The sequence below is a fragment of the Pantoea sp. USHLN298 genome, assembly GCF_037149395.1.
Classification (GTDB): domain Bacteria; phylum Pseudomonadota; class Gammaproteobacteria; order Enterobacterales; family Enterobacteriaceae; genus Pantoea; species Pantoea astica.
The window spans coordinates 475537-499450 of the sequence record NZ_JBBCRO010000002.1; the positions used below are offsets into that span (position 1 = coordinate 475537).

General features: G+C 56.4%; 31 protein-coding genes and 1 pseudogene. 27 read left to right on the plus strand and 5 right to left on the minus strand.

Annotation, left to right across the window (positions count from 1 at the left end; translation table 11 throughout):
* Positions 1–340: 340 nt before the first annotated feature.
* Positions 341–1081, plus strand: coding sequence for a hypothetical protein (locus WFK59_RS06880; protein WP_336755378.1), 741 nt, complete (start codon positions 341–343; stop codon positions 1079–1081).
* An 11-nt stretch (positions 1082–1092) separates the two neighbouring features.
* On the opposite strand, the gene WFK59_RS06885 is transcribed toward WFK59_RS06880, so the two are convergent.
* The gene (locus WFK59_RS06885) at positions 1093–2127 is read right to left on the minus strand and encodes a phage portal protein (protein WP_336755379.1); all 1035 of its coding nucleotides are present in this window, start codon (positions 2125–2127) and stop codon (positions 1093–1095) included.
* Complete coding sequence (locus WFK59_RS06890; protein ID WP_336755381.1) at positions 2127–3890, minus strand: terminase ATPase subunit family protein; 1764 nt, start codon at positions 3888–3890, stop codon at positions 2127–2129. Before WFK59_RS06890 ends, WFK59_RS06885 begins: the two co-directional genes overlap by 1 nt.
* A gap of 145 nt (positions 3891–4035) precedes the next feature.
* Between WFK59_RS06890 and WFK59_RS06895 the strand changes: the two genes are divergently transcribed.
* From WFK59_RS06895 to WFK59_RS06980, 18 genes and pseudogenes are all read left to right on the plus strand, one after another.
* Entirely contained in the window at positions 4036–4881 is an 846-nt protein-coding gene (locus WFK59_RS06895; protein WP_336755383.1) for a GPO family capsid scaffolding protein, read from the plus strand.
* A 48-nt stretch (positions 4882–4929) separates the two neighbouring features.
* Positions 4930–6018 (plus strand): phage major capsid protein, P2 family, encoded by a 1089-nt coding sequence (locus tag WFK59_RS06900; RefSeq protein WP_336755385.1) that lies wholly within the window; start codon positions 4930–4932, stop codon positions 6016–6018.
* 3 nt (positions 6019–6021) lie between these two features.
* Positions 6022–6690 (plus strand): phage terminase small subunit, encoded by a 669-nt coding sequence (locus WFK59_RS06905; protein ID WP_313188929.1) that lies wholly within the window; start codon positions 6022–6024, stop codon positions 6688–6690.
* 91 nt (positions 6691–6781) lie between these two features.
* The gene (locus tag WFK59_RS06910; RefSeq protein WP_336755387.1) at positions 6782–7249 is read left to right on the plus strand and encodes a head completion/stabilization protein; all 468 of its coding nucleotides are present in this window, start codon (positions 6782–6784) and stop codon (positions 7247–7249) included.
* Complete coding sequence (locus tag WFK59_RS06915; RefSeq protein WP_313188928.1) at positions 7249–7452, plus strand: tail protein X; 204 nt, start codon at positions 7249–7251, stop codon at positions 7450–7452. Before WFK59_RS06910 ends, WFK59_RS06915 begins: the two co-directional genes overlap by 1 nt.
* Before the next feature lie 2 nt (positions 7453–7454).
* A complete protein-coding gene (locus tag WFK59_RS06920; protein WP_256148991.1) occupies positions 7455–7676 on the plus strand; it encodes an HP1 family phage holin in 222 nt (73 codons plus the stop codon).
* Positions 7660–8169 (plus strand): lysozyme, encoded by a 510-nt coding sequence (locus tag WFK59_RS06925; protein WP_336755390.1) that lies wholly within the window; start codon positions 7660–7662, stop codon positions 8167–8169. The genes WFK59_RS06920 and WFK59_RS06925 overlap by 17 nt, the downstream gene beginning before the upstream one ends.
* A pseudogene (locus tag WFK59_RS06930) lies at positions 8169–8516 on the plus strand (Rz-like lysis system protein LysB); the annotation flags it as partial. The gene WFK59_RS06925 and the pseudogene WFK59_RS06930, both read left to right, overlap by 1 nt.
* Positions 8437–8757, plus strand: a complete 321-nt coding sequence (gene lysC, locus WFK59_RS06935; RefSeq protein WP_256148987.1) for an Rz1-like lysis system protein LysC — start codon at positions 8437–8439, stop codon at positions 8755–8757. The pseudogene WFK59_RS06930 and the gene lysC, both read left to right, overlap by 80 nt.
* Positions 8690–9157 carry a phage tail protein gene (locus WFK59_RS06940; protein WP_336755392.1) on the plus strand — a complete coding sequence of 156 codons (468 nt, stop codon included), beginning with the start codon at positions 8690–8692 and terminating at the stop codon, positions 9155–9157. The genes lysC and WFK59_RS06940 overlap by 68 nt, the downstream gene beginning before the upstream one ends.
* Positions 9154–9594, plus strand: coding sequence for a phage virion morphogenesis protein (locus tag WFK59_RS06945; protein WP_336755394.1), 441 nt, complete (start codon positions 9154–9156; stop codon positions 9592–9594). Before WFK59_RS06940 ends, WFK59_RS06945 begins: the two co-directional genes overlap by 4 nt.
* Positions 9594–10349, plus strand: coding sequence for a hypothetical protein (locus WFK59_RS06950; protein WP_336755396.1), 756 nt, complete (start codon positions 9594–9596; stop codon positions 10347–10349). The genes WFK59_RS06945 and WFK59_RS06950 overlap by 1 nt, the downstream gene beginning before the upstream one ends.
* 71 nt (positions 10350–10420) lie before the next feature.
* Positions 10421–11011 carry a phage baseplate assembly protein V gene (locus tag WFK59_RS06955; RefSeq protein WP_336755397.1) on the plus strand — a complete coding sequence of 197 codons (591 nt, stop codon included), beginning with the start codon at positions 10421–10423 and terminating at the stop codon, positions 11009–11011.
* A complete protein-coding gene (locus tag WFK59_RS06960) occupies positions 11008–11358 on the plus strand; it encodes a GPW/gp25 family protein (RefSeq protein ID WP_336755399.1) in 351 nt (116 codons plus the stop codon). Before WFK59_RS06955 ends, WFK59_RS06960 begins: the two co-directional genes overlap by 4 nt.
* 4 nt (positions 11359–11362) lie before the next feature.
* Positions 11363–12271 (plus strand): baseplate assembly protein, encoded by a 909-nt coding sequence (locus WFK59_RS06965; protein WP_336755401.1) that lies wholly within the window; start codon positions 11363–11365, stop codon positions 12269–12271.
* Positions 12264–12872, plus strand: coding sequence for a phage tail protein I (locus tag WFK59_RS06970; protein ID WP_336755403.1), 609 nt, complete (start codon positions 12264–12266; stop codon positions 12870–12872). The genes WFK59_RS06965 and WFK59_RS06970 overlap by 8 nt, the downstream gene beginning before the upstream one ends.
* 4 nt (positions 12873–12876) lie before the next feature.
* A complete protein-coding gene (locus tag WFK59_RS06975) occupies positions 12877–13839 on the plus strand; it encodes a phage tail protein (RefSeq protein WP_336755405.1) in 963 nt (320 codons plus the stop codon).
* The gene (locus tag WFK59_RS06980; protein ID WP_256148969.1) at positions 13840–14241 is read left to right on the plus strand and encodes a tail fiber assembly protein; all 402 of its coding nucleotides are present in this window, start codon (positions 13840–13842) and stop codon (positions 14239–14241) included.
* A 642-nt stretch (positions 14242–14883) separates the two neighbouring features.
* Here WFK59_RS06980 and WFK59_RS06985 read toward each other — a convergent pair.
* The 3 genes from WFK59_RS06985 to WFK59_RS06995 all read right to left on the minus strand — a co-directional run bounded on the left by WFK59_RS06985 (position 14884) and on the right by WFK59_RS06995 (position 16747).
* Positions 14884–15057 (minus strand): general stress protein, encoded by a 174-nt coding sequence (locus tag WFK59_RS06985; protein ID WP_159224064.1) that lies wholly within the window; start codon positions 15055–15057, stop codon positions 14884–14886.
* A 662-nt stretch (positions 15058–15719) separates the two neighbouring features.
* The gene (locus WFK59_RS06990) at positions 15720–16310 is read right to left on the minus strand and encodes a tail fiber assembly protein (RefSeq protein ID WP_336755409.1); all 591 of its coding nucleotides are present in this window, start codon (positions 16308–16310) and stop codon (positions 15720–15722) included.
* Positions 16310–16747, minus strand: a complete 438-nt coding sequence (locus WFK59_RS06995; RefSeq protein WP_336755411.1) for a phage tail protein — start codon at positions 16745–16747, stop codon at positions 16310–16312. Before WFK59_RS06995 ends, WFK59_RS06990 begins: the two co-directional genes overlap by 1 nt.
* Before the next feature lie 135 nt (positions 16748–16882).
* On the opposite strand from WFK59_RS06995, the gene WFK59_RS07000 reads away from it, so the two are divergent.
* From WFK59_RS07000 to WFK59_RS07035, 8 genes are all read left to right on the plus strand, one after another.
* Positions 16883–17461: a recombinase family protein gene (locus tag WFK59_RS07000; RefSeq protein WP_336755413.1), complete on the plus strand. Its 579-nt coding sequence runs from the start codon at positions 16883–16885 to the stop codon at positions 17459–17461.
* Between the two features lie 80 nt (positions 17462–17541).
* The gene (locus WFK59_RS07005) at positions 17542–18711 is read left to right on the plus strand and encodes a phage tail sheath protein (RefSeq protein WP_159224061.1); all 1170 of its coding nucleotides are present in this window, start codon (positions 17542–17544) and stop codon (positions 18709–18711) included.
* 12 nt (positions 18712–18723) lie between these two features.
* Positions 18724–19233, plus strand: a complete 510-nt coding sequence (locus WFK59_RS07010; protein WP_336755416.1) for a phage major tail tube protein — start codon at positions 18724–18726, stop codon at positions 19231–19233.
* A 57-nt stretch (positions 19234–19290) separates the two neighbouring features.
* On the plus strand, positions 19291–19569 hold the full coding sequence (locus WFK59_RS07015; protein ID WP_159224059.1) for a phage tail assembly protein: 279 nt from the start codon (positions 19291–19293) through the stop codon (positions 19567–19569).
* A gap of 32 nt (positions 19570–19601) precedes the next feature.
* Positions 19602–19727: a GpE family phage tail protein gene (locus WFK59_RS07020; protein WP_159224058.1), complete on the plus strand. Its 126-nt coding sequence runs from the start codon at positions 19602–19604 to the stop codon at positions 19725–19727.
* On the plus strand, positions 19717–22179 hold the full coding sequence (locus tag WFK59_RS07025) for a phage tail tape measure protein (RefSeq protein WP_336755419.1): 2463 nt from the start codon (positions 19717–19719) through the stop codon (positions 22177–22179). The genes WFK59_RS07020 and WFK59_RS07025 overlap by 11 nt, the downstream gene beginning before the upstream one ends.
* A 3-nt stretch (positions 22180–22182) precedes the next feature.
* Entirely contained in the window at positions 22183–22710 is a 528-nt protein-coding gene (locus WFK59_RS07030) for a phage tail protein (protein ID WP_256148955.1), read from the plus strand.
* Positions 22707–23882: a phage late control D family protein gene (locus WFK59_RS07035; RefSeq protein ID WP_336755422.1), complete on the plus strand. Its 1176-nt coding sequence runs from the start codon at positions 22707–22709 to the stop codon at positions 23880–23882. The genes WFK59_RS07030 and WFK59_RS07035 overlap by 4 nt, the downstream gene beginning before the upstream one ends.
* Positions 23883–23914: the final 32 nt, after the last annotated feature.

Genomic DNA, 23914 nt, shown 5'->3' on the forward strand with positions numbered 1-23914 from the left:
AAATTGGATCGCTAAGCATGTGTGAGGCCAGCACTGGCGCGTTTAGCAGAGGTACATGCACTTGCATGAAAAGCGATGCATAAAGCGGGCAGGCGTGGCGGGGATAGCATTGCGCGCGAAGGGTGCAAACATGTATGCGGAGGCTGCGTCTGCTGCATGAAAGCTGGCGCACGTCATCGCAGCGGATGTGAGTGTGCGAAACGGGTAAACCCATCAAAAATCATCTGAGTACGTTCCGGGGGCTATTCGATTGTAGTATTTTTTCCAATACAAATAGGTGCTAAATTACTTAAACACGACATGATCTATAGCTACATCATATACCTGCGAGGTTGTTAAAATGTTCACTTATTTTTTTTGGGGTAAGGTTCTGCCGGAGCGTGCACGACTCGATTTAAATCTTAATAAGACGTTCAAGGCGCTGGATATAGAACTCGAAGGCGAAGTTATTATTAGCATTATTCTCAATCAAGTCTTAGTTACAGTAAAGGTTATAAAAGAAGAAAATATCTTCCTTCTTAAAAGAATTGTTAATTCCCTGTTGGATGCTGAAATGTCCAAACTGGCTTTTATTCGAGGATTCAGTTACTCAGCAATTATTGACAGGTGTCTAAAAGAAGATGGTGCGGAGGATTGGGTGTATGGGATTGATTACCCCTTAGAAAAAGGTGTACACACCGTAGGGGCTATTAATGAAATGCTTAATTGGATGCAGCCTCTTTCGGTTGGTGTCGAAGGGATTTTGATAGAGCGATGCCTCAACGATTTCAAATCTGCGTTGACACATCTTGATGACGCACCTTTTTATTGCTATAGAGCGATTGAAACTCTAAGAAATCATTGCGCTGACATCAATGGAATCAGTAAGAGTTCTGAAAGTCGAGCTGCGCAATGGCAAACCATCAGAGACGCGATAGGTATAACAAAAGAAGAAATTGGGTATTTTACACAGTGGGCTACTCAACTAAGGCATGGGCATATGGCTTACATGTCTGGTGAAGATGAATCTAACGTGCTGAACAAAACACATAGCATCCTTCATTCCTACTTTAAATATCTTCGTGAGAAAAAGGGGCACTAGCCCCATGCTTGTTAAGTTTCTAATGAGTACTTTTTGAAATTAATCACATCGTCATTTAGCCAATAATTAATTTCCCTCATACGCTCTTGAAGCGGCGTCAGTTCATTACGCACAAACACCTGCGCCGCCTTCACCGCATCACCGAATCCGCCAGAGTTATCCGGGATAATCCCCATCATCTGCGGTGGTACCCGGTGTGCGCTCAGCAGGTCGTCACGGCTGGCCTTTTTGATGTTAAAGAAATCGTCTTTTGTCGCCACCTCGCTGAGCGGCAGGATCTTGATGCCGTCGGCTTTGCCGTTCGGGGCGTACATGAACAGGTTACGGAAGTTGCCGATCCCTTTGGTGTCGCGCATCGCCTGGCGCATGCGGTCAACGTCGCTGCTGCTCTGCGCCGCGTCGGTCATGTAAAGAATGTACCCAGCGTGCGCACCGTTCTGGTAGTACTTGCGGCGGAACAGCGTCGCCGCCTCATTCAGCCAGGCAGAGTTAAGCGCGCTCAGATATTCCGGCAGGCCGTAAAGCTCCTGATTAATATCCGGCTCCATCAGGTGAAACACGCTGCCCTTTTTAAACTGGTGCGGCTCTTTCCAGTCATGCACGAACCAGTAAACGTCATCCTCAACACCCCGGCGCGTAAATTTGGCCGGTGAAGCCTCCAGGCGCAGCGGCTTACCCAGCGCGTTGTCGCGTCGTTCCGGGTAGGCGTTGCCAAAAACGAGGTAGTCCAGGGCAAGTTTGCTGAACTCCTGCTGGCTTAACATCGGGTGCGGAATAAAGGTGGATGCCAGAATGTTGCGTTTCACGTAAATCGGCGAGCTGTGGTGAACGGCCGAGCGCAGGCTTTTTGCCAGCCCGTGCAGGCTCACCGGCGGCTCATACCAGCGCCCGTTACCCACGCACTCCGCGTAATCCAGAATGTCGCGCTTATCCATCACCGGCGTCGGGTCACCGAAAGAAAATACCTCAGTCTGCTGCGGCGCTGCCGCCTGCGCGTCCTGCCCGGTTCTGGCGGTGAATGCCTTGCGGCCCTTGCGTTTGCTCATCAGTAAAATTCCAGAATTGAAGGGTTAGCGCCGCCGCTGGCAGCGGTCAGCGGTTCGTTGAGAAGTGCGTGCATGATCGCCCAGGCGACGTCGGCATGGCTGGCATCCTCGCTGCGGCTGGCCTCGTAGGTCGAGCGGTTGCCGCTGGCGGTCATGGTTTTGCGGATCGCCATAAAGGACTGCGTGATATCCGTCGCACCGGCGTCGTACTCAAGACGCCCGCTGCCGATGGTGTCCTTTGCTTTCAGGACCATTGCGGTTTTCACCTCGGGCGAATACTTGATTTCACGCGCCGCCGGGTAGAACTGGCGTACCAGCTGAAAGACGCCCTGGCCGATGCCGGTGGCATCCACGCCGATATAGTCCACGGTATATTTCCGCGTCAGGTCCTCAATGGATTTGGCCTGTGCGGCAAAGTCCATGCCCCGCCACTGATGGCGCTCCAGTACGCGAAACTTGCCGCCCGCGGCCATCGGCGGAGCGATCACCGCGCAGCCTGCGCTGTCACCGGTGTGCGACGGGTCATAGCCGATCCAGACCGGCCGGTAAGCAAACGGGCGCAGCGCATACGGGTTGAAGTCGTCCCACTCTTCCAGACTGTCAACCATGCAGCCCTGCAGCTCGGCGAACGGAAACACGCTGGCCTCGTCATCGACAAACTCACACATCAGCAGGTTCTGGTATTCGGACGGGCTGTATTCGAGCTGCAGCTGATCGATATCGAACAGGTTACAGCCGCCGGTCAGCGCATCCTCAACCGTGACAATCTGGCGCCACTGGCCGTCACCGCACAGCGCACCTTTTGCGAGGTGAGAATGTGACAGGTCAATCTCGATCCGGTCATCCCGGCTGCGCCGTCCCTTATTGAACAGCTCGCCGGACCAGAACGGATACGCGCTGTGCGACAGGCTCGACGGCGTGGAAAAGTACGTCGTACGCCACTTCTTATGCAGCGACATGCCGCTGGCCACCTTTCGCAGCTCCTGAAATTTCGGTATCCAGAAATATTCATCCAGGTAAAGGTTACCGGTGTAGCTCTGCGCGGTGCGCACGTTGGTGCCGAGAAAAATCAGGCGGGCGCCGTTCGGCAGCACAATCGGATCGCCTTTCAGGTCAACGTCAGCCTGGCGGGCAAAGTCGATGATGTAATTTTTAAATACGTGCGCCTGCGCCTTGCTGGCGCTTAAGAAAATCTGGTTGCGCCCGGTGGTCAGCGCATCGATCAGCGCCTCGCGGGCAAAATAGAACGTGGCGCCAATCTGGCGCGACTTCAGGATGTTGCGGATGCGGTGAGTCAGCCCGGCCCTGTGCCAGTTGAGCTGGTACTCAAAGCAGTTATCCATAAACACTCCGGTCAGCTTCGCAATCTGCTCCTCACTGAACTCGTTTTTAATGACCGGCTGGCGCTCACCCTTGTTGCGGTTGCGCACGTTGGGGTTTAAATCAGCCTCATTGCCGGTGCCGCGATAACGTTCGACGCGGGCGAGGCGCTCAATCTGGCGGCCGAGCGCGTCTATCTCTTTGTAATCACCATTCCCTTTTACCTCTTTCATAATCAGCTGAATCAACCGCGCTTCCATGCTGGCCTCAACGCGACTGATGGGCGCGATATCGTCCCACGCGTCACGCAGTTTCCAGCTCTGCACGGTCGGCGTTTTCTGGCCCAGCGTTTCCGCAATCTGGCGCACGGAGTATCCCTGCCAGTAAAGCAGTGCGGCCTGGCGGCGGGGATCGCTGATGGTTGTCGTCGGTGTCATGTTCATGCCGTCAAGGCTACCGGTGCCGGAAATGGCCCGCCTGCTGTCCGTGTTTGCTCATCGCTCAGCAGGCTGGCATTCATTGAGGGTTTGCGCCACGGCGGGGAAACTGGCCCCGACCTGAACCAACCCACTGACCGGAGCCTGATCAATGGCAACTAAAGCAAAGCGTTTTCGCATCGCAGTTGAAGGCGCGACAACCGACGGCCGCGTGATTTCCCGCGACTGGATTTCGCAGATGGCGAAAAACTATGACCCGGCCATGTACGGCGCCCGCGTCAACATGGAGCACATCAAGGGCTATACCCCTGACAGCCCGTTTCGCCGCTACGGTGACGTCACCGCGCTGACGGCTGAGGAAATCACCGACGGCCCGCTTAAGGGCAAGCTGGCGCTGTACGGCGAAATCGACCCGACGCCGGAGCTGGTCGAGCTGACCAAGGCGCGCCAGAAAATCTACACCTCTGTTGAAATCAACACGAAGTTTGCCGACACCGGCGAAGCCTACCTGATTGGCATCGCCGTTACCGACGACCCGGCAAGCCTCGGTACGGAGATCCTGAGCTTCAGCGCCACCGCCAAAGCCAACCCGCTGGCGTCCCGCAAACAGGATAAAGACAACCTGTTTACCGCTGCCGAAGAAACCCTGATCGAGTTTTACGACGAAGCCGACGCAGGCCCATCGCTGCTGGCCCGCGTGAAAGAGCTGTTTACCCGTAAAGAGAAAACCGACGACGAGCGTTTCAGCGACGTCAGCGCGGCGGTCACCGCGATTGCCGAGCAGGTGCAGCAGAACGGTGACGCGCAGACGCAAAGCCTGTCGGCACTTGAGAAAACGCTGACCGGACGGCTCGACGCGGTTGAACAGCAGGCCGGAGAGTACCGCACTGAGCTGGCCGAACTGCAGGCGCAGCTTGCGAAAACCGACGGCGGCTTTACCCGTCGCCCGGCCTCAACCGGCGGCAATGAAAAAGCCAGCGTGCAGACCGACTGCTGATAACGCGCGATCTGACCACAACAAAATCTGAACCGAACAGGAGCGCCAATGCGCAAGAACACCCGCTTTAAATTCAATGCTTATATGTCCCGCGTCGCCGAACTGAACGGCGTTGAAACCGAAGACATGAATAAGAAATTCAGCGTCGAGCCGTCCGTGGCGCAAAAGCTGATGACCCGGGTGCAGGAGTCGTCCGCATTCCTGACCCGCATCAACATCGTGCCGGTACCGGAAATGAAGGGCGAAAAAATCGGCGTCGGCGTATCCGGCTCCATTGCCAGCACAACCGACACGGCGGGCGGCGATGAGCGCGAAACGGCAGACTTCGCCGCGCTCGACAGCCAGGGCTATGAGTGCGTGCAGGTCAACTTTGACTTTCATATCCGCTACAACACCCTCGACCTGTGGGCGCGCTATGACGATTTCCAGACCCGCCTGCGTGATGCCATCGTGCAGCGTCAGGCGCTGGACCGCATCATGATTGGCTTCAACGGCGTGGAGCGTGCCAAAACCTCAAACCGTGCCAAAAACCCGATGCTGCAGGACGTCGCCGTGGGCTGGCTGCAGAAGTACCGCAACGAAGCGCCCAAGCGCGTGATGAGCAAAATCACCGGCGAAGATGGCACGGTGATCTCAGAAAAAATCCGCGTCGGTAAAGGCGGCGACTACGCCAACCTCGACGCGCTGGTGATGGATGCCACCAATACCCTGATCGAGCCGTGGTATCAGGAAGACCCGGAGCTGGTTGTTATCGTGGGCCGTCAGCTGCTGGCCGACAAATATTTCCCGATTGTGAACCAGACGCAGGCGAACACCGAGCAGCTGGCCGCTGACGTGATCATCAGCCAGAAACGCATCGGCGGTCTGCCAGCCGTGCGCGTGCCGTACTTCCCGGCCGACGCCATGTTTATCACCCGCACCGATAACCTGTCGATCTACTGGCAGGAAGGCACTCAGCGCCGCCACATCGAAGAGGTGCCGAAGCGTGACCGCATCGAAAACTACGAATCCGCCAACGAAGATTACGTGGTCGAGGATTACGCGGCGGGCTGCGTTATCGAAAACATCGTGATGGGTGATTTCAGCGAACCGGCTGCGGCCAAAGACGCGGAAACCCCGGAAACCACGGAGGCGTAACGCATGTTGAGTCCTGCCCAGCGTCACCGCATGCGCCAGCAGGCCATTGAAGCCTCGCAGGTGCCTGACAGCCCGCACCGCCACGCCAACGCCTATGAGCAGATGATTATCAAGCTCAATGAAGACAAGCGTCGGCTGAAAAAGGTGCGCTCAAACGAGCGCAAGGCGGAGCTTAAGCGCCAGATGCTGCCGGAGTATCTGCCGTGGGTGGCGGGCGTGCTGGAAAAAGGCAAAGGCGCACAGGATGCCGTGCTGATGACCGTCATGATCTGGCGGCTTGACGCAGGCGACGTGACCGGCGCGCTGGAGATTGCACGCTATGCGCTGGCGCATGGTCTGGTGCCGCCGGACCGCTTCAAACGTGACAGCACGCCCTATCTGCTGGCCGAGGAAGTGGCAAGCGCGGCGATGCGGGCATGGACGGTAAAGGAGCCGGTTGATACCGGTCCGCTGCTGGAAACCCTTGCGCTGACGGAATCCGAAGACATGCCCGATCAGGTGCGCGCCAAGCTGCACAAAATCACCGGGTATGTGCTTCGCGATGCGGGCAGGACTCAGGAGGCGATGACCCATTTAGTGCGTGCGCTGCAGCTCCATGAGGGCTGCGGCGTGAAGAAAGACATTGAGCGGCTGGCGACTGAAATGAAAAAGCAGGCACAGGCCCGCCGCTGACCGAACGCGACCCCGCGCACGGGCGGCAGGACGGCAACGCACTTTCAGTGTCTGCGCCGTCCTCCACCGCCCACCTATTCAGAGGCCAACTATGACAACGGTAGTGATACCCGCACCGCGACCGGCAGAGACTGCCGAGCCGCCGGTAAAGAACACGTTTTTCTGGCCTGATATCGACCTGCAGCTGCTTCGCGAAACGCTGCGGTATGAGGGAACGGTTACCGCACAGCGCCTGCGCCTCGCGGTGAAAACGGCAATCTCAGAAGTTAATGCCGAGCTGTACGACTGGCGCGCCGCACAGATGGATGCCGGATTTAAGACGCTGGCTGACGTGCCGGCCGAAAGCCTGGATGGCGAAAGCGAAAAGGTGACGCACTACCTGGCCGCCGTGGGATCTATTACTGCCGCCACCATTGCCGAGCGTTACCGCAGCTATGACGCCAGCGGCACGAAAAAGGCCACCGAGATTGAGGCGACGGCCGACGAGTACTGGCGCGACGCCCGTTTCAGTATCAGCCGCATCGGCGAGCGCCACGGCTGCATTGTGAGCCTGCTCTGATGAAGGTTTACGCGCAGCAGGGCGACACCGTTGATGAGATCTGTTTTCGCTACTACGGGCGAACGCAGCAGGTCACCGAGTGGGTTTACGAGGCCAATACCGGCCTCGCCGATGCGGGACCGGTGCTGCCGCACGGTTACCCCGTCGAGCTGCCCGACCTGCCGGAATCTTCAACAGGTGAAACCGTTAACCTGTGGGACTAAAAATGGAAAAAATCAGCTCCGTGATCAACTACCTGATCGGCGTCATTCTGATGTGGTTCGGCCGTCACACGCCGCAGGATATCGCCTTTATGGTCGGATCGGGCGTGGCCGTGGTTACCGTCGTGATTAACGTGGCGACGTTCTTTATCAACTGGCACTACCGCCGCAAAACCTATGAGCTGCAGCAGCGTTTACAGGGGGTGAGCCTTGAGCCAGACCGCTAAGCGCTGTGCCGTGGCGGCCGTGCTGGCGCTCGCCGCGCTGCTGCCACAGTTCAAAACCCTGAAAACCTCCGAGGCCGGGCTTGCACTCATTGCTAATGCCGAGGGGTGCCGCACCTCGCCCTATCAGTGCAGTGCGGGCGTCTGGACCAACGGCATCGGCCACACCGAAGGTGTGACGCCGCACAGCCAGGTCAGCGAGCGGCAGGCCGCAGTTAACCTGGTGTATGACGTGATGCGCGTTGAGCGCGGGATCGATGCCTGCATGCGCAGCGACATGCCGCAGCCGGTTTACGATGCGGCCGTGTCGTTTGCTTTTAACGTGGGCGTTAACGCTGCCTGCAAATCCACATTTACCCGATACATCAACATGCAGCACTGGCGACATGCCTGCAATGAGCTGAAACGCTGGGTGTTTGTTAAGGGGGTAAAAAATCGTGGGCTGGAGAACCGGCGCGCCATCGAGACGGCTTACTGCCTGCGGGGCGTGTCATGATGCGCCTGTTTGCGGTTCTGCTCGCCGTGGTGCTGCTGGCGCTGGGCTTCACCGGCTGGCGCTGGTCAGTTGCCAGTGAGGAGTTAGCCCAGGCGCAGCGCATCATCGGCACGCTGTCTGCAGGTATCGAAAGCCGCGACAGGGCCATAAGCCGCCTTAATGACGAATCCCGCGAAGGGCAGAAACGTGAGGCCGCGCTGAGACTGATGCAGAGCCGCGCCAGTACTGCCGCGCTTACCCGTGAAATGCAAATACAGAGGGAAACCGATGCGAATCCAGCACTGCGCGACTGGTCTGCTGCTGCTCTGCCTGCTGATGTTATCCGGCTGTACGCCCGTCCCGCCTTCGCCACCGCCCGAGATTATCTGGATTGGATGTCCGCGCGTGACAAGCTGCCCGGTGCCGGGCAACAGCCTGCAGACAGCGGGCGATCTGGCGGCCGATAACCGTCAGTTAGAGGCGGCGCTCGCGTCATGCGGGCTGCAGGTCGAAATCATTAAAGAGTGCCAGGAGCAACACGATGTTAAAGCCGAAACAACTGCGCGAGGCCCTGACGGCAAGCGTGCCGCTGCTGCAGCGCAACCCTGACAGCCTGAATATGTTTATTGACGGCGGGCGCATCGCCTCAACGCTCGCCAGCTCGCTGTCGTTTGAATATCAGTATCAGCTGAACATCGTCATCACCGATTACGCCGATGATATCGATCTGATTATGGTGCCGGTGCTGGCCTGGCTGCGCGAGAACCAGCCCGACATTATGGCGACCGAGGAAAAGCGCCGCACCGGTTTTACCTTTAAGGCCGATGTGATCGGCGACTCTCTGTGCGACGTGAGTATTGACCTGCAGCTGACCGAGCGCGTGCTGGTGAAGCAGGAGAACGGCGCGCTGCATGTGACGCATCTGCCCGAGCCACCATTGCCGGAAAACGTTGAGCGCCCGCTGCAGCTGTATGTTCACGGTGAGCTGGTCAGTGAGTGGCCGCGATGAGCGAGTTTGATGCGCTTGAAAAGCGGCTCGGTGCATTGATAGGTAATCTGTCTGCACCGGCACGCAGGGCGCTGGCGTCAACGGTGGCGAAGCGGCTGCGCGCCAGCCAGCAGCAGAATATCAGACGCCAGCAGGCACCGGATGGCACCCCGTTTGCGCCGCGCAAAACGCAGGCGCGCAAAAAGAAAGGCCGGGTTAAGCGCGAGATGTTTGCGAAGCTGCGTACCGCGAAATACATGAAGGCGCAGGCCACACTCGATGAGGCCGTGGTGCAGTTTACCGGACGGGTGCAGCGCATGGCCCGCGTACATCACTACGGATTGCGCGACCGGCCATCGCGTAACGGTAAAGAGGTTCAGTATGAAAAGCGCCCATTGCTAGGAATCACGGAATCTGACATAAAGTTTATTGAAGATCTGATTATTGATAACTTGTAATGGGAGAGCCTATATCAATGGAGATGCATTTCCGAGAGTTAAGGAAGAAAATTAGAGAAAGCCAGCGTAGTGTAATGGATGCCTTTATTGCGGACCATAAAATCAACATTTGTTTCTTTTGTGGGACAGATAAATACCTCACGAGAGAGCATATGATGCCACAATGGGTTTTTGAGAAGAAACCTGAGAAGTTTTTTAGTGCCACTATCAATGAAATGCCTCAGCCTTATATAAAGTCAACAATCCCCGCCTGCGCCCGCTGCAATAACGTTCTACTAAGTTCCGTAGAAGAAACAATAATCAATATCCTACAAAGCAAGCTGCCGGGTGATTATGATTTCTCTGAAAGGGATATGATCATATGGTGGCTTGAACTTATTGGTTTTAAATTGCAGGTTTTAGATTTAAGGCAAAAATTTATTAAGGCTAAAAATGGCCCTTACGTGCCTTTCCTTGCTGAAATACCGCTGGGGATAATGCGGAGAGGTGGGGAGGAGTCGCCTTATAAAATACTTCTTAGCGTAAGGGCTGCGAGAAGAAGACTATTCAAGAAAACAAAAATACAGGAGGAGAATTCGTTAGTTGTTTTTGAAACTTCTAATCCTGATATGCATTTCTTCCATAAGAGCGGAGAATTTATATTTCTTGAGCTACCAAGATTCAAATCTGCTTTTTTTTACTTCTTCAATAAACAGTTCGACACTATTGATGAAGCTAGTAAATTAGCCCATGCATTAATAGAAAAGGTTTATTGATCTCTGTTTGCTGATGACTGAGCAAACGCACATCCGTTGTCGTATTTTCCTTTCAAAGTGACACTAATGCCATGAACGAACAAATGGCAGAAATCCTGCGCCTGCTTCGCAACCTGATCCGTATCGGCACCGTCTCTGAGATCAATCTTGACGATGCGCTTTGCCGTGTGGATACGGGGCAAAACACAACCGGCTGGCTGCACTGGCTGACCGCCCGTGCTGGTAAAACCCGCGCCTGGAATGCACCTTCCGTCGGCGAGCAGGTGCTGATTCTGTGCCTCGGCGGTGAGCTGGATACCGGCTTTGTGCTGCCGGGCATTTTCTCTGACGCCAGCCCTGCCCCCTCAGCCTCTGCCGATGCACTGCACTGGTCATTCCCCGACGGCGCTGTGATCGAGTACGAGCCGGAAACTGGCGCCCTGATCGCGACCGGCATACAGACGGCCACCATTAAAGCGGCCGTTAAAATCCTGTTTGATTCGCCGGAGGTGGAATGCACTGCACATCTAAAAGCCAAAACATTTGATTTTTCAGAGGGCGGGAAGATGACCGGCGACGTCGAACATAGTGGAGGAAAATTGGCGTCAAACGGCGTCATTGTTGACGACCACGACCACGGCGGCGTACAGCGCGGTGGCAGCAGAACGGACGGCCCCAAATGACAACGGCAAAATTTACCGGCATGAACCGTGAAACCGGCGGCGCAGTCGCTGACCTCGATCACATCCGTCAGTCAGTGCGCGACATTCTGCTGACGCCGCTCGGCTCCAGGGTGATGCGCCGCAATTATGGCTCATTGCTGTCGGCACTGATTGACCAGCCGCAGAACGAGGCGCTGTGCCTGCAGATTATGTCGGCCTGCTACATGGCGATCCTGCAATGGGAGCCACGCGTAACGCTGACCGGCATCAGCTACGAACCTGCGTACAACGGCGGCATGGTGGTCGAGCTGACCGGCTCCCGCGCTGATACCGCGCAGGATTTTACCTTAACCGTCCCTGTGAGCTGAGAACATGGCAACCATTGACCTGAGCCAGCTGCCCGCGCCCGACGTGGTGGAAGTGCTGGACTATGAAACCCTGCTCGCCGAGCGCAAGGCGACACTCATTTCCCTTTACCCTGCCGACCAGCAGGACGCCATCGCCCGCACGCTGACACTTGAATCGGAGCCGATCGTCAAGCTGCTGCAGGAAAACGCCTATCGCGAGGTCATTCTGCGTCAGCGCATCAACGAGGCGGCGAAGGCCGTTATGGTGGCGTATTCCGTGGATGATGACCTTGACCAGCTCGGCGCCAACAATGGTGTTTCACGGCTGACGATCACCCCGGCGGATGATACGACCATCCCGCCCACGGCGGCAGTGATGGAAAGTAACGACGATTACCGCGCCCGTATTGCGGCCGCTTTCGAAGGGCTGAGCGTGGCCGGGCCAAGCGGTGCCTATGAGTATCACGCCCGTAGCGCCGACGGCCGCGTGGCCGATGCGTCTGCCATCAGCCCGTCGCCCGCAGTGGTAACCATCACCGTGCTGTCGCGAGAAGGTAATGGCGCCGCCCCCGCTGACCTGCTGGCCGTGGTAGACAGCGCTCTGAATGATGAGGACGTGCGCCCCGTGGCTGACCGCGTGACCGTGCAGTCGGCAGAAATCATTGAGTATGAGATTGAGGCGCAGCTGTACCTCTATCCGGGACCGGAGGCCGAGCCGATCCGCGCTGCATCAGAGGCGAAGCTCACCGCGTTTATCAGCGCGCAGGCGCGCCTCGGAAGGGATATCCGCAAATCCGCGCTGTATGCCGCGCTCCATGTTGAAGGGGTGCAGCGCGTCGAACTCAAGATGCCCGCTGCTGACGTGGTGCTGGATAAAACCCAAGCCGCGTACTGCACCGGCTACAGCATTGTGGTCGGGGGTTCAGATGAGTGATCGTCTGCTGCCCGCTGGCTCATCGGTGCTGGAGGTTGCCGCCGCCGAAGCCTGCGCAAAAATCGAAACTATCCCGGTGCCGCTGCGCAGGCTGTGGAATCCGTGGGATTGCCCGGTCGAGCTTCTGCCCTATCTGGCGTGGGCGTGGTCGGTTGACCGCTGGGATACCGCGTGGCCGGAGAGCACAAAGCGCGCCGTCGTGGCCGCGTCGGAGTACGTGCATAAACACAAAGGCACCATCGGCTCTATCCGGCGCGTGGTGGAGCCGCTCGGTTACCTGATACGGATCATTGAGTGGTGGAAAACCGGCGAGACGCCAGGCACGTTCCGGCTTGACGTCGGCGTACTCGATACCGGCATTACGGAGGAAATGTATAACGAACTGGAGCGGCTGATAGCGGATGCAAAGCCGGTCAGCCGACACCTCCTCGGGCTGTCAATTAACCTCGATGCCAGCGGCACTATCCCGGTTGCCGCCGCCTGCTACAGCGGTGATGAGCTGACCGTTTATCCCTACACCCCTGAACTTATCAGCGTCGGCGGGTCGGTCTATTCCGGCGCGGCGGTGCATCTTATTGACCTGACGGAAGTGAGAGCGTGAGAGCATGACGACAAAATATTTTGCCCTGCTGACCAATCAGGGCGCGGCTAAGCTGGCGAACGCCGCCGCGCTCGGCACGAAAGTAGATATTGCCTTAATGGCCGTGGGTGATGGCGACGGCACGCTGCCAACGCCAGACGCGGCACAGACAAAGCTCATCGGTGAAAAGCGCCGTGCGCCACTGAACGCGCTTGCGGTTGACGCGGCCAACAGCAGCCAGATTATTGCTGAGCAGATTATCCCGGAAAGCGAGGGCGGATTCTGGATACGTGAGATTGGCCTGTTTGACGCCGACGGTGTGCTGATTGCCGTTGCAAACTGCGCGGAAACCTATAAGCCGCAGCTGCAGGAGGGCAGCGGCCGCACGCAGACCGTGCGCATGATCCTGATTGTGAACAGTACCAGCGCGGTGACGCTGAAAGTCGACCCGTCCGTGGTGCTGGCGACGCGCAAGTATGTTGATGATGCCGTGATCGAGGTGAAGGCTTACGCAGACAGCGTAATGAAAAAGCATACCGATGCTGATAACCCGCACAGCCAGTACCTGCAGATCGCAAATGCCCTTGCAGAAATCAAAGACGCCGGTCTGATTGCTGACGTTCTCAAAAACCTCGGTTTAGGCGACGCAGCAAAAAAGGCAGTCGGGAACGGAGCCGGGCAACTGCCTGATATGAGTTTCTTTTCAATCGTGGGAAGCGGAAACGGATACTGCAAATTTCCGCACGGGCTGATCTTACAGTGGGGTTTTGGCAGCTTTGCGCAGCAGGCAACCACGACAGTTACGCTGCCTGTCGCGTTTCCAGCAGGGGGATTTACGGTTGTTGCTAATAAGGGAACTTCGATCCCGCTTAAAGGCGAGTACTGCGTAGGGACGCAGTTTAAGGATAAGTCATCGTTTCTTCTTTCAAATACCGGTCCGGATGCCACTACTCCGCAAGGCATTTGGTGGCTGGCAATAGGGCACTAAATGAAAAAATACTCACCTTCAAATAATGCGTTTTACGATACCGCTATCAATAAAGCGATCCCCGATGATGCGGTGAATATTACTGAAACAGAGTGGGCCGGTTTGCTTGCCGGGCAGGCAAAAGGGAAGCTGATTGCCTGCGGTGCTGATTTCCGTCCGTGCCTGACTGAGCAGCCGCTGCCGACAGCAGATGAACTTATCAGCCAGGCAGAATACAAGCGCAGCAAGTTAAGGGCTGAGGCCGATACGGCCATACTGCCCTTACAGGATGCGAACGATTTGGGGATAGTGACGGATGATGAGGCCAGCCAGCTTATCGCCTGGAAGAAATACCGCGTCATGCTGATGCGGGTGAATACGGAAGATGTTGAAAATATCCTTTGGCCTGAACAACCAGCATGATAACAAACTAAATAGTTCATTCAGTTCTTCAGCGTTTTTAGCTTAACTATCTGTCTTTATTTTATAAAGGAGTAAAGTTTTTTTACCGCTTACGCTTGCGATTTAATCGTGCATTAATAAAAATCTTAAATGTTGTGTCATAGCCGGGCGCACCTACCGTTCGGGGTAATTAGAAAACTCGCAGGAGTGCTTGATTTCGCTGGCATAGCGTAGAGAATAAAAAAATGAATGCTTACGAGCGTTCAGGCGCTTCACCTCATTTTGTACCTGTCCTTTCATTGGGGGGCGGGTATTTTTTTTGAGAGACATTCAGACATATTACCAATTCCGTATAGCTAAGATACATATCAGGACCTTCTTAATGCCAGTTTTTCAGTTATATCTGGCCGAACTTCAGTCCTGTACTGACGGCGCAGGCTGACCTTAAGCAGGAAGAGTATTGCCCGGAACCGGACAGACTCAGGCCCGTGACGCATGACGAATTTCCAAAGGGGTACCACCATATAATTTCCTTACCTGCCTGCACTATCCCCGGATAGTGAGTCCGGGGATATGATTTGCTTATCTTTAAGCGGCCCTAACATGATAACTTGTTTTTTAATAGGGCTGTTATTCGATCAGTCATAACCCTGATTCAATGACTTAAGCCTCCTTTCCACGCCGGCTCACTTTTCCTCCTTTACGTCCAGCCTCAACTGCTCTTTCCGGATCGTTTCTGAAATTACCGCCGCTGATCTGACCGCCCTTGCGACCTGCTTCTGAGGCCCGCTGCGGATTTTCTGCAAAATTACCTGCTCCACCACGACGTACAGTCATTATCAATACCCCATATTTTTGGGTAACATTAAAAGAGATTTAAACATCGTGCAGGTTTGGATAAAAATCCAGAAAAAACAACAATATAATTTATCATGAAAATTCACCTTATTGCTTACCGTTTCGCTTTTTATGATATTTAATCCTTTCAGTATCAATATGCGCAGACTTAAATTTGTACACAAGAGCCGAATTATGTATAGGTTTTTGCTGACATAGTTTTAAGAGTAATCTTAAAGGTCGGTAGGTTAGAAACAGAAGTTAAAGGTGAGTCATAAAGAGAAGACGATTTTAAGGGGCTATTTCATTTAGATAAAGCTCACTCTAATTAAAAATGGCATTGATGACGATTACGGTAATTGATTGCCAAAATTACCTCCTAAATTAATAACCATTTTTTACCATGTAGTTATGAATTTTACTTCTGCAAGTCGAGCCCTGAATAGAAAACATTTTAGATTTATCATGCCATAATAAAGGCCAATATCAACTGTAATAAATTGCTCTCTGTAACTGGAATGACATAAGGGGTGGCAAGTCAGCTTACCGCCGGAATAGATACCACGTCATACTGATGCGGATTAACACGGAATATGTTGCAAAAACCATATGGCCTGAACAACCCCCTTATAGTAAAGCCCGCAACGTTGCGGGCTTTTTTGTTACTGCGGTTTCAGCGGCCAGGTGATGGCGGGTGCCTCCTGAACATTCACCGCCTGAACGCCCTGCACGTACTTCATCCATTCTATAAGTGAAGCCTTATCTGAAGCGGTGATCATGTCGAGGCGCAATTGCGTCTGCCATGCCTGCGTGATGCTGTTCGCTTCGCTAATCAATGCGGCTTGCCGTTCTTTTGCCGCTTTAATACTTGCCGCTTTTTCTTTCGCCGGATCAGTCACCCATTTTTGGCCGTCCCACTTATCCCAGGCTGTTGCCGGTTTGAGCGGCGTTGTATCTGCCGGATAGTCACCTGGTGCATCAATCAGCACTGCTTCGCCATCAGTGACTGAATAAACTGTTTCCCCACGATGATCAGCAACGGCCAGCCAGCTGCCATCACGATATAGCGCGACGTGACCGGCCTCAGTAGCGGGCGGTGCGGTGATACAGGCGTTAGCGGGCAGGCCGACGCCCTGTGCAAAAAACTCATCGCTGGAGCCGGTAAACTCGCCGCTTACTGCATTGAAATTGTATACCGTCAATATGCCAGCCGATTTAGCGAGGCCATTTTTATCAAGTGTTACCTTAGCCATTAAGCAGCCCTCACAATATAGTTGTACGCCACGTTTCGCGGTCGGGTTTCTGTGCCCCCGTTCGTGGTGGTGGCGTATTTTGAATTAACCGCCCCGTTGTATCCCGATGAAGACGGGTCAGTAACGGAGTTGTCCGTAGCCAGCAGTCGATCACCTTGCTTGTCATTGGGCGTAAACACGCTGCTGTTATAGGCATCAAATGCAGGCACGTTATGCGCATGACTGGCATACATATGCCCCTGTGCGCTGAGTATGGCGCGCCCGCTGTCAATTCCCCGGCCGTCATCCCAGCCACGTATAAACTCGCCGCGAAGATCAGCCAGCTTTAGCTCCGGATAGGCCAGCGCCAGTTTCGGGTATAACGTGCCGCTGAAACTTGCCCCGTTACTTTTCAGAAAGACCATGCCAGACATTGAGGCAAACAGTTCATTAGGCATTTTCACGTGCGGCCAGGGGAACGGCGAACCGATAACGGGCGTGCCTTCGCCTAAACCGAGGTTTACGGGAAGCAATCACCTGGCCCTCTACCGGCACGCGCTGGCACACTTGCGGTCATTTGCGGAGAACTCAGCGTGCTGATTGGCTATATCAGGGTGTCAACAAATGACCAGAACACGGATCTACAGCGGATTGCACTGCAGAGCGCAGAATGTGAGCTGATTTTTGAGGATAGAATAAGCGGTAAGACCAGCGACCGGCCGGGGCTGAAAAAGGCGCTGCGCTGCCTGCAGCCCGGCGACACGCTGGTCGTGTGGAAGCTCGACCGGCTCGGCAGAAGCATGCGGCATCTGGTTATGCTGACCGGGGAGCTACGCGAGCGCGGCGTTAACTTTCGCAGCCTGACAGACAGCATTGATACCAGCACGCCAATGGGGCGATTTTTCTTTCACGTCATGGGCGCCCTGGCGGAAATGGAGCGCGAGCTGATCGTGGAGCGCACCCGAGCCGGGCTGGCGGCTGCACGGGAAAAAGGCCGCGTCGGAGGCAGGCGCCGCGTAATGACGCCTGACGTTATCGGGCGAGCTGAAAGAATGCTGGCGAACGGCGCCACGCTGCAGCAGATTGCGCTGGTGCTTGAAGTTTCTGTTAAAACCCTTTACCGGTATATCCCTGCGGAACGTCAGCGGCGAATCGTTAATTCTGTCTGCTGACAGACCAGCAAACCCCCATCAGATGCACGACTCAACCTGAGCTGACACCCTGAGCACACCCTCAAAACGGAGTGCATCAGATGTCTGATTATCATCACGGTGTCCGTGTCGTCGAAATCAACGACGGCACGCGCACCATTTCCACCGTCTCAACAGCAATCGTCGGCATGGTCTGTACCGCTGAGGATGCCGACGCGGCGGCGTTTCCGCTCAATACCCCGGTACTGCTGACCAACGTCCTGTCTGCTATCGGTAAGGCCGGTAAAAAAGGCACCCTGGCAGCAGCGCTGCAGGCCATCGCCGACCAGGCTAAACCCGTCACCGTGGTTGTTCGCGTGGCCGAAGGTGAAACAGAGGCCGAAACGATTTCCAACGTTATCGGCAAAACCGATGAGAACGGGCAGTACACCGGCATGAAAGCGCTGCTGGCCGCGCAGACGCAGCTCGACGTCAAGCCGCGCATCCTCGGCGTGCCGGGCCTCGACTCGCTGGAGGTGGCGACCGCTCTTGCGGGCATCGCGCAGCAGCTGCGCGCCTTCGCCTACGTCTCAGCATGGAACTGTAAAACCATCAGCGAGGCCATGAAGTATCGCGACAATTTCAGCCAGCGCGAGCTGATGGTGATCTGGCCCGACTTTATCGCCTGGAACACCAACGCCAACGCCTCAGAAACTGCCTACGCGACGGCGCGTGCGCTGGGCCTGCGCGCCAAAATTGACAACGACACCGGCTGGCACAAAACCCTGTCAAACGTCGGCGTCAACGGCGTGACCGGCATTTCGGCAGGCGTCTTCTGGGACCTGCAGCAGACCGGCACCGATGCCGACCTGCTTAACGAGGCGTGCGTGACGACCCTCATCCGTAAAGACGGTTTCCGCTTCTGGGGTAACCGCACCTGCAGCGACGATCCGCTTTTCCAGTTTGAGAACTACACCCGCACCGCGCAGGTGCTGGCCGACACGATGGCCGAGGCGCACATGTGGGCCAACGACAAGCCGCTGACGCCGGTGCTGGTGCGCGACATTATCGCGGGCATCAATGCCAAATTCCGCGAGCTGGTCAACGCCGGTTACCTGCTGGGCGCGTCCTGCTGGTATGACGATACAGCGAACGATAAAGACACCCTGAAGGCGGGCAAGCTCTTTATCGACTACGACTACACGCCGGTGCCGCCGCTGGAAGACCTGACGCTGCGCCAGCGCATCACCGACAAATATCTGGCGAACTTCGCCGCATCCGTAAACAGCTGAGGAGCCGGATAAATGGCACTGCCACGAAAACTTAAAGGGCTGAACCTTTTCAATGATGCAAACAGCTATCAGGGCGTGGTGACGGCCGTCACCCTGCCGAAACTGTCGCGCAAGCTCGATGCCTATCGCGGGGGCGGCATGAACGGCGCCGCGTTTATTGATAACGGTCTGGAAGATGACGCGCTGGATATGGAATGGACCATCGGCGGCATGGATGAACTGGTGCTTTCTCAGTGGGGCGCGTCTGACGTGCCGCTGCGTTTTACCGGATCTTACCAGCGCGACGACACCGGCGAGGAAATTGCCGTCGAGATCGAGGTACGCGGTAAGCACCAGTCGTTTGATTTCGGGGAGGCTAAACAGGGTGAAGACACTGAAACCAAAATCAACAGTAAAAACAGCTATCTCAAGCTGACGTTCAACGGCAAAGAGCTGATCGAAATCGACACCATCAACATGGTTGAAAAGGTGAACGGCGTTGATCGCCTGGAGCAGCGCCGCAAAAACCTCGGCCTGGTGTAACCCTGACGCCAGCGCCCGGCGCTGGCTTTACCTGACTACAGTGAACAGAGAATAATCATGGAAAAGAAAGAGAATGTTGTTGAGCTTGAAACCCCGCTGCAGCGCGGTGAAACCGAAATCAAAAGCGTGGAACTGATTAAGCCGACGGCAGGCAGCCTGCGCGGCGTGCGCCTGGCTGACCTGTGCGCATCAGACGTTGACTCGGTGCTGACCGTTCTGCCCCGCATCACCCTTCCGGCGCTGACGAAAGCCGACTGCAATGCGCTCGATCCGGTTGACCTGATTGCCCTCAGCGGCAAGGTGATCGGTTTTTTGTCTGCGAAGTCGGACGAGTAGACTGGCCGCGCGGCCTGACGGTTAATGACCTGATGGCCGATATTGCCGCTATCTTCCACTGGCCCCCCTCTGAAATGTACGACATGCCGCTGGCCGAGCTTATCGGCTGGCGGCATCAGGCCCTGATCCGCAGTGGAGTTAACCCCGATGAGCAATAACCTCAAGATTCAGGTGCTGCTGAAAGCGGTTGACCAGGCGAGCCGCCCGTTTGCCGCCGTCCAGAAAGAAACCCGCAGGCTGTCAGGCGATATCCGCGAAACGCAGAACAGCATCAAAGAGCTGGACGCACAGGCGGCGAAAATTGACGGCTTTCGCAAGGTCAGCGGGCAGCTGGCCGTCACGCAGCAGAAGCTGAAAGACGCCAAAGCAGAGGCGGCAGCGCTGGCCGTGCAGTTTAAAAATACCGAGCGCCCGACCACGCAGCAGGCCCGTGCACTGGAAAAGGCGCGGCAGGCGGCGTCTGAGCTTCAGACGAAAACCAACAGCCTGCGCCTGTCGGTGCAGCAGCAGCGCGAGGCGCTTAACGCGGCGGGCATTTCCACCAAAAGCCTGAGCAGCGAGCAGCAGCGCCTGAAATCCGCCTCGGCGCAGGCAACGGTCAGCCTGAGCCGCCAGAAAATGGAGTTGCAGCGCCTGAGTCAGCAGCAGGAGCGGCTGAACCAGACCAGCGAACGCTACCGGAAAGGGCAGGAGCTGTCAGGCAAAGTGCGCAATATGGGGGCGGCCGGTATCGGTGCCGCCACGGTCGGCGGCGTGGCGGCGACGTCACTGCTGATGCCGGGCTTTGAGTTTGCGCAGAAGAACTCCGAGCTGCAGGCCGTGCTCGGCGTGGCAAAGGACTCGCAGGAAATGAAAGCCCTGCGTGCGCAGTCGCGACAGCTCGGTGACACAACTGCCGCTTCTGCTGATGATGCGGCAGGCGCGCAGATTATTATCGCCAAAGGCGGCGGCGATGCCGCTGTCGTTCAGGCCGTTACGCCGGTCACGCTTGACATGGCGCTGGCAAACAAGCGCACGATGGAGGAGAACGCCGGGCTGCTGATGGGGATGAAATCAGCCTTCCGGCTTTCAAACGATAAGGTCGCACACATCGGCGATGTGCTGTCGATGACCATGAATAAAACGGCCGCTGACTTTGACGGGCTGAGCGACGCGCTGACCTACGTTGCCCCGGTGGCGGAAAATGCAGGCGTCAGCATCGAGCAGGCGGCAGCAATGGTCGGCGCCCTGCACGATGCCAAAATCACCGGTTCGATGGCCGGTACGGGAAGCCGCGCCGTGCTGAGCAGGCTGCAGGCACCGACCGGCGAATCATTCAAGGCTATTAAAGAGCTGGGTATCAAAACGGCAGACGGCAAAGGAAATACCCGCCCGATCTTCACCATCCTGAAAGAAATGCAGGCGAGTTTTGATCGCAACAGGCTGGGAACGGGTCAGCGCGCCGAGTATATGAAAACCATCTTCGGCGAGGAAGCCAGCTCATCGGCTGCTGTGCTCATGACTGCCGCATCAACCGGTAAGCTCGACCAGCTAACCGCCACGTTTAAAACCTCTGACGGCAAAACGGCCGAGCTGGTCCAGGTCATGCAGGATAATCTCGGCGGCGACCTGAAAGAACTGCAGTCTGCCTATGAGGCTATCGGGACCGACCTGTTTGATCAGAATGACGGCAGCCTGCGCTCGCTCACCCAGGATACAGCAGCGCTGCTGCTGCAGGTAGATAACTGGATTAAGGCCAACCCTGTGCTGGCAGGCGGTATCGCTAAGGCTGCAATGGGCGGGCTGATGCTCGCCGGTGCGCTGGGCGCCATCGGGCTGGTTGCGTGGCCGGTAATTGCGGGTGTTAACGCCATCATTGCAGGTGCCGGGCTGCTCGGGACGGCATTCAGCATCGCGGGCGGCGCCATCACGACGGCGCTGGGCGCTATCACGCTGCCGGTTCTGGCCGTCGCCGCCGTCGTTGCAGCTGGTGCGCTGCTGATCCGTAAGTACTGGGAGCCGATAAGCGCCTTTGTTGCCGGTGTTGCCGAAGGCTTTGCGGCCGCGATGGGACCGATCAGTAATTCATTCGGTTCGCTAAAGCCGGTATTCGACTGGTTCAGCGGCAAGATAAAAGAGCTTTGGGACTGGTTCGGCAAACTGCTGGAGCCAGTGAAATCAACACAGGCCGAACTTGCCGCCGCCGGAGATATGGGTAAGCGGTTCGGCAACATGCTGGCCGAGGCGCTGAAAATCCCGAGCCATGCGCTCGATCAGCTGATGGGCGGTATTGATTGGGTGCTGGATAAGCTCGGCATTATCGACACCAAATCTGACGGGCTGGCCGACAAAATGCCTTCACCTGACCCGATTGCCACCGGCACCGCCGGGGTGCAGACCGGCGGCCTGCAGTACAACCTCGCGCTGGGCGGCGCGCCATACCGGCCCGTCACCGCACCGGCGGCGGGCGGAGGTTTTGCCGACCATAGCCAGAATAGCTACCAGTACGATATTCACATGCACCCGGGCATGACAAAAGACGACGCGCTGGCGCTGATGGCGCAGCATCAGGCCCGCGAGCAGCGAAACCAGCAGGCAAAGCAACGCAGCAAAATGGGATGGGAGGATTAAACGATGATGATGATCTACGGCATGATGCCATTCATGCGCCGCACCCTGCCTTACGGCGAACTCCAGCACAGCGTCGATTATCGCTGGCCGACTAACAGCCGAGTCGGGCAACGGCCATCGGCGCAGTTTATCGGTCCCGGCGATGAAAAAATCACGCTGTCAGGGGAGCTGCGCCCGGAAATTACGGGCGGTGCCGTATCCCTGCTGACGGTGAAGCTGCTGGCTGACGAGGGAATGGCGTGGCCGCTGATTGGCGGCAACGGTACGATATTCGGTATGTACGTTGTCGAAAACTACGCGGCGACGCACAGTGAGTTTTTCAGCGACGGCACCGCCAGCAGGATTCAGTTTACGCTGAGCCTCAAGCGGGTCGATGAGTCGCTGACCTCGATGTTTGGCGATCTGAAAAAGCAGGCCGACGGGCTGATCAGCGGCGCCGGTAATCTGCCAGGGCAGGTTACGTCAGCTATACAGGGTGCCAGAACGGCAGCCGGCAGCCTGATTTCTTCAGCCGGAGGGCTGTTAGCATGACCGGTATCAGCAGCCTGTCGGTGCAGGCCGGGGCGCGGATGGCGCCAGACTTTCAGCTGACGGTAAATTCAAAAGATGTGACGGCCAACATCCGCGACCGGCTGATCTCCATGACGCTTACCGATAACCGCGGCTTTGAGGCCGATCAGCTTGATATCGAGCTGGATGACGCCGACGGTCAGTTGGCAATGCCGGTGCGCGGTGCCGTGATAAAGCTGTCCCTCGGCTGGAAAGGTCAGGCGCTTATCGGCAAAGGTGAGTTTACCGTTGATGAAGTTGAGCACCACGGCGCGCCGGATACGATGACCATCCGGGCGCGAAGTGCGGATTTTCGCGGTTCGCTCAATTCCCGCCGCGAGGTGTCCTATCACGACACCACCCTGGGCGATATCGTTTCGCAGGTGGCCGGACGCAATAACCTTAAGCCGCAGCTGGCCGAGGGGTTTGCCGGGATCGCCGTAGCGCATATTGACCAGACGCAGGAAACTGATGCCAAATTCCTGACGCGCCTCGCCTCGCTGTATGGCGCAGTGGCGGCAATTAAAGCCGGGCGGCTGCTGTTCATCAGGCCGGGGAACGGCGTCACCCTCAGCGGCAGGCCGATCCCTCAGCTCACCCTTACGAGGCAGGATGGTGACCGGCACAGCTTCAGCATTGCCGACCGTGGCGCCTATACCGGCGTTTCTGCAAGCTGGCTGCATACCAAAGACCCGAAGCCGAAAAAGATAAAGCTGCAGCGCAAGCCGAAAATAAAGCACCTGCGCGCACTGGAGCACCCGGCGGCCAAAAAGAAAAAGGCGACTGCGGCCAAGGTACCTGAAGCCAGGGAGGGGAATTATCTGGCGGGGAGTGAAGATAACGTTTTTACGCTGACTACGGTTTACGCCAGCAAGGCGGCGGCGATGCGGGCTGCTAAGGCAAAGTGGGAAAAACTGCAGCGCGGTGTCGCGGAATTTTCCGTCACGCTTGCGATGGGCCGCGCAGACCTGTACCCGGAAACGCCGGTGCGGGTAAGCGGTTTTAAGGCAGTAATCGATGCGCAGCCGTGGATTATCAGCAAGGTGACGCATAACGTGAGCAGCAGCGGATATACAACGACGCTTGAGTTGGAAGTGCTGCTTTCAGATATTGAATATCAGTCAGAAACAGAGGGTGAAACGGAAACTGCTTAATTAGGGTGTAATTTGCAAAACACGATTTGCAT

Coding starts and splice junctions, on each gene's coding strand:
- WFK59_RS06880 (WP_336755378.1), top strand. CDS start 341: ATGTTCACTTATTTTTTTTGGGGTAAGGTTCTGCCGGAGCGTGCACGA.
- WFK59_RS06885 (WP_336755379.1), bottom strand. CDS start 2,127: ATGAGCAAACGCAAGGGCCGCAAGGCATTCACCGCCAGAACCGGGCAG.
- WFK59_RS06890 (WP_336755381.1), bottom strand. CDS start 3,890: ATGAACATGACACCGACGACAACCATCAGCGATCCCCGCCGCCAGGCC.
- WFK59_RS06895 (WP_336755383.1), top strand. CDS start 4,036: ATGGCAACTAAAGCAAAGCGTTTTCGCATCGCAGTTGAAGGCGCGACA.
- WFK59_RS06900 (WP_336755385.1), top strand. CDS start 4,930: ATGCGCAAGAACACCCGCTTTAAATTCAATGCTTATATGTCCCGCGTC.
- WFK59_RS06905 (WP_313188929.1), top strand. CDS start 6,022: ATGTTGAGTCCTGCCCAGCGTCACCGCATGCGCCAGCAGGCCATTGAA.
- WFK59_RS06910 (WP_336755387.1), top strand. CDS start 6,782: ATGACAACGGTAGTGATACCCGCACCGCGACCGGCAGAGACTGCCGAG.
- WFK59_RS06915 (WP_313188928.1), top strand. CDS start 7,249: ATGAAGGTTTACGCGCAGCAGGGCGACACCGTTGATGAGATCTGTTTT.
- WFK59_RS06920 (WP_256148991.1), top strand. CDS start 7,455: ATGGAAAAAATCAGCTCCGTGATCAACTACCTGATCGGCGTCATTCTG.
- lysC (WP_256148987.1), top strand. CDS start 8,437: ATGCGAATCCAGCACTGCGCGACTGGTCTGCTGCTGCTCTGCCTGCTG.
- WFK59_RS06940 (WP_336755392.1), top strand. CDS start 8,690: ATGTTAAAGCCGAAACAACTGCGCGAGGCCCTGACGGCAAGCGTGCCG.
- WFK59_RS06945 (WP_336755394.1), top strand. CDS start 9,154: ATGAGCGAGTTTGATGCGCTTGAAAAGCGGCTCGGTGCATTGATAGGT.
- WFK59_RS06950 (WP_336755396.1), top strand. CDS start 9,594: ATGGGAGAGCCTATATCAATGGAGATGCATTTCCGAGAGTTAAGGAAG.
- WFK59_RS06955 (WP_336755397.1), top strand. CDS start 10,421: ATGAACGAACAAATGGCAGAAATCCTGCGCCTGCTTCGCAACCTGATC.
- WFK59_RS06960 (WP_336755399.1), top strand. CDS start 11,008: ATGACAACGGCAAAATTTACCGGCATGAACCGTGAAACCGGCGGCGCA.
- WFK59_RS06965 (WP_336755401.1), top strand. CDS start 11,363: ATGGCAACCATTGACCTGAGCCAGCTGCCCGCGCCCGACGTGGTGGAA.
- WFK59_RS06970 (WP_336755403.1), top strand. CDS start 12,264: ATGAGTGATCGTCTGCTGCCCGCTGGCTCATCGGTGCTGGAGGTTGCC.
- WFK59_RS06975 (WP_336755405.1), top strand. CDS start 12,877: ATGACGACAAAATATTTTGCCCTGCTGACCAATCAGGGCGCGGCTAAG.
- WFK59_RS06980 (WP_256148969.1), top strand. CDS start 13,840: ATGAAAAAATACTCACCTTCAAATAATGCGTTTTACGATACCGCTATC.
- WFK59_RS06985 (WP_159224064.1), bottom strand. CDS start 15,057: ATGACTGTACGTCGTGGTGGAGCAGGTAATTTTGCAGAAAATCCGCAG.
- WFK59_RS06990 (WP_336755409.1), bottom strand. CDS start 16,310: ATGGCTAAGGTAACACTTGATAAAAATGGCCTCGCTAAATCGGCTGGC.
- WFK59_RS06995 (WP_336755411.1), bottom strand. CDS start 16,747: ATGCCTAATGAACTGTTTGCCTCAATGTCTGGCATGGTCTTTCTGAAA.
- WFK59_RS07005 (WP_159224061.1), top strand. CDS start 17,542: ATGTCTGATTATCATCACGGTGTCCGTGTCGTCGAAATCAACGACGGC.
- WFK59_RS07010 (WP_336755416.1), top strand. CDS start 18,724: ATGGCACTGCCACGAAAACTTAAAGGGCTGAACCTTTTCAATGATGCA.
- WFK59_RS07015 (WP_159224059.1), top strand. CDS start 19,291: ATGGAAAAGAAAGAGAATGTTGTTGAGCTTGAAACCCCGCTGCAGCGC.
- WFK59_RS07020 (WP_159224058.1), top strand. CDS start 19,602: ATGGCCGATATTGCCGCTATCTTCCACTGGCCCCCCTCTGAAATGTAC.
- WFK59_RS07025 (WP_336755419.1), top strand. CDS start 19,717: ATGAGCAATAACCTCAAGATTCAGGTGCTGCTGAAAGCGGTTGACCAG.
- WFK59_RS07030 (WP_256148955.1), top strand. CDS start 22,183: ATGATGATGATCTACGGCATGATGCCATTCATGCGCCGCACCCTGCCT.
- WFK59_RS07035 (WP_336755422.1), top strand. CDS start 22,707: ATGACCGGTATCAGCAGCCTGTCGGTGCAGGCCGGGGCGCGGATGGCG.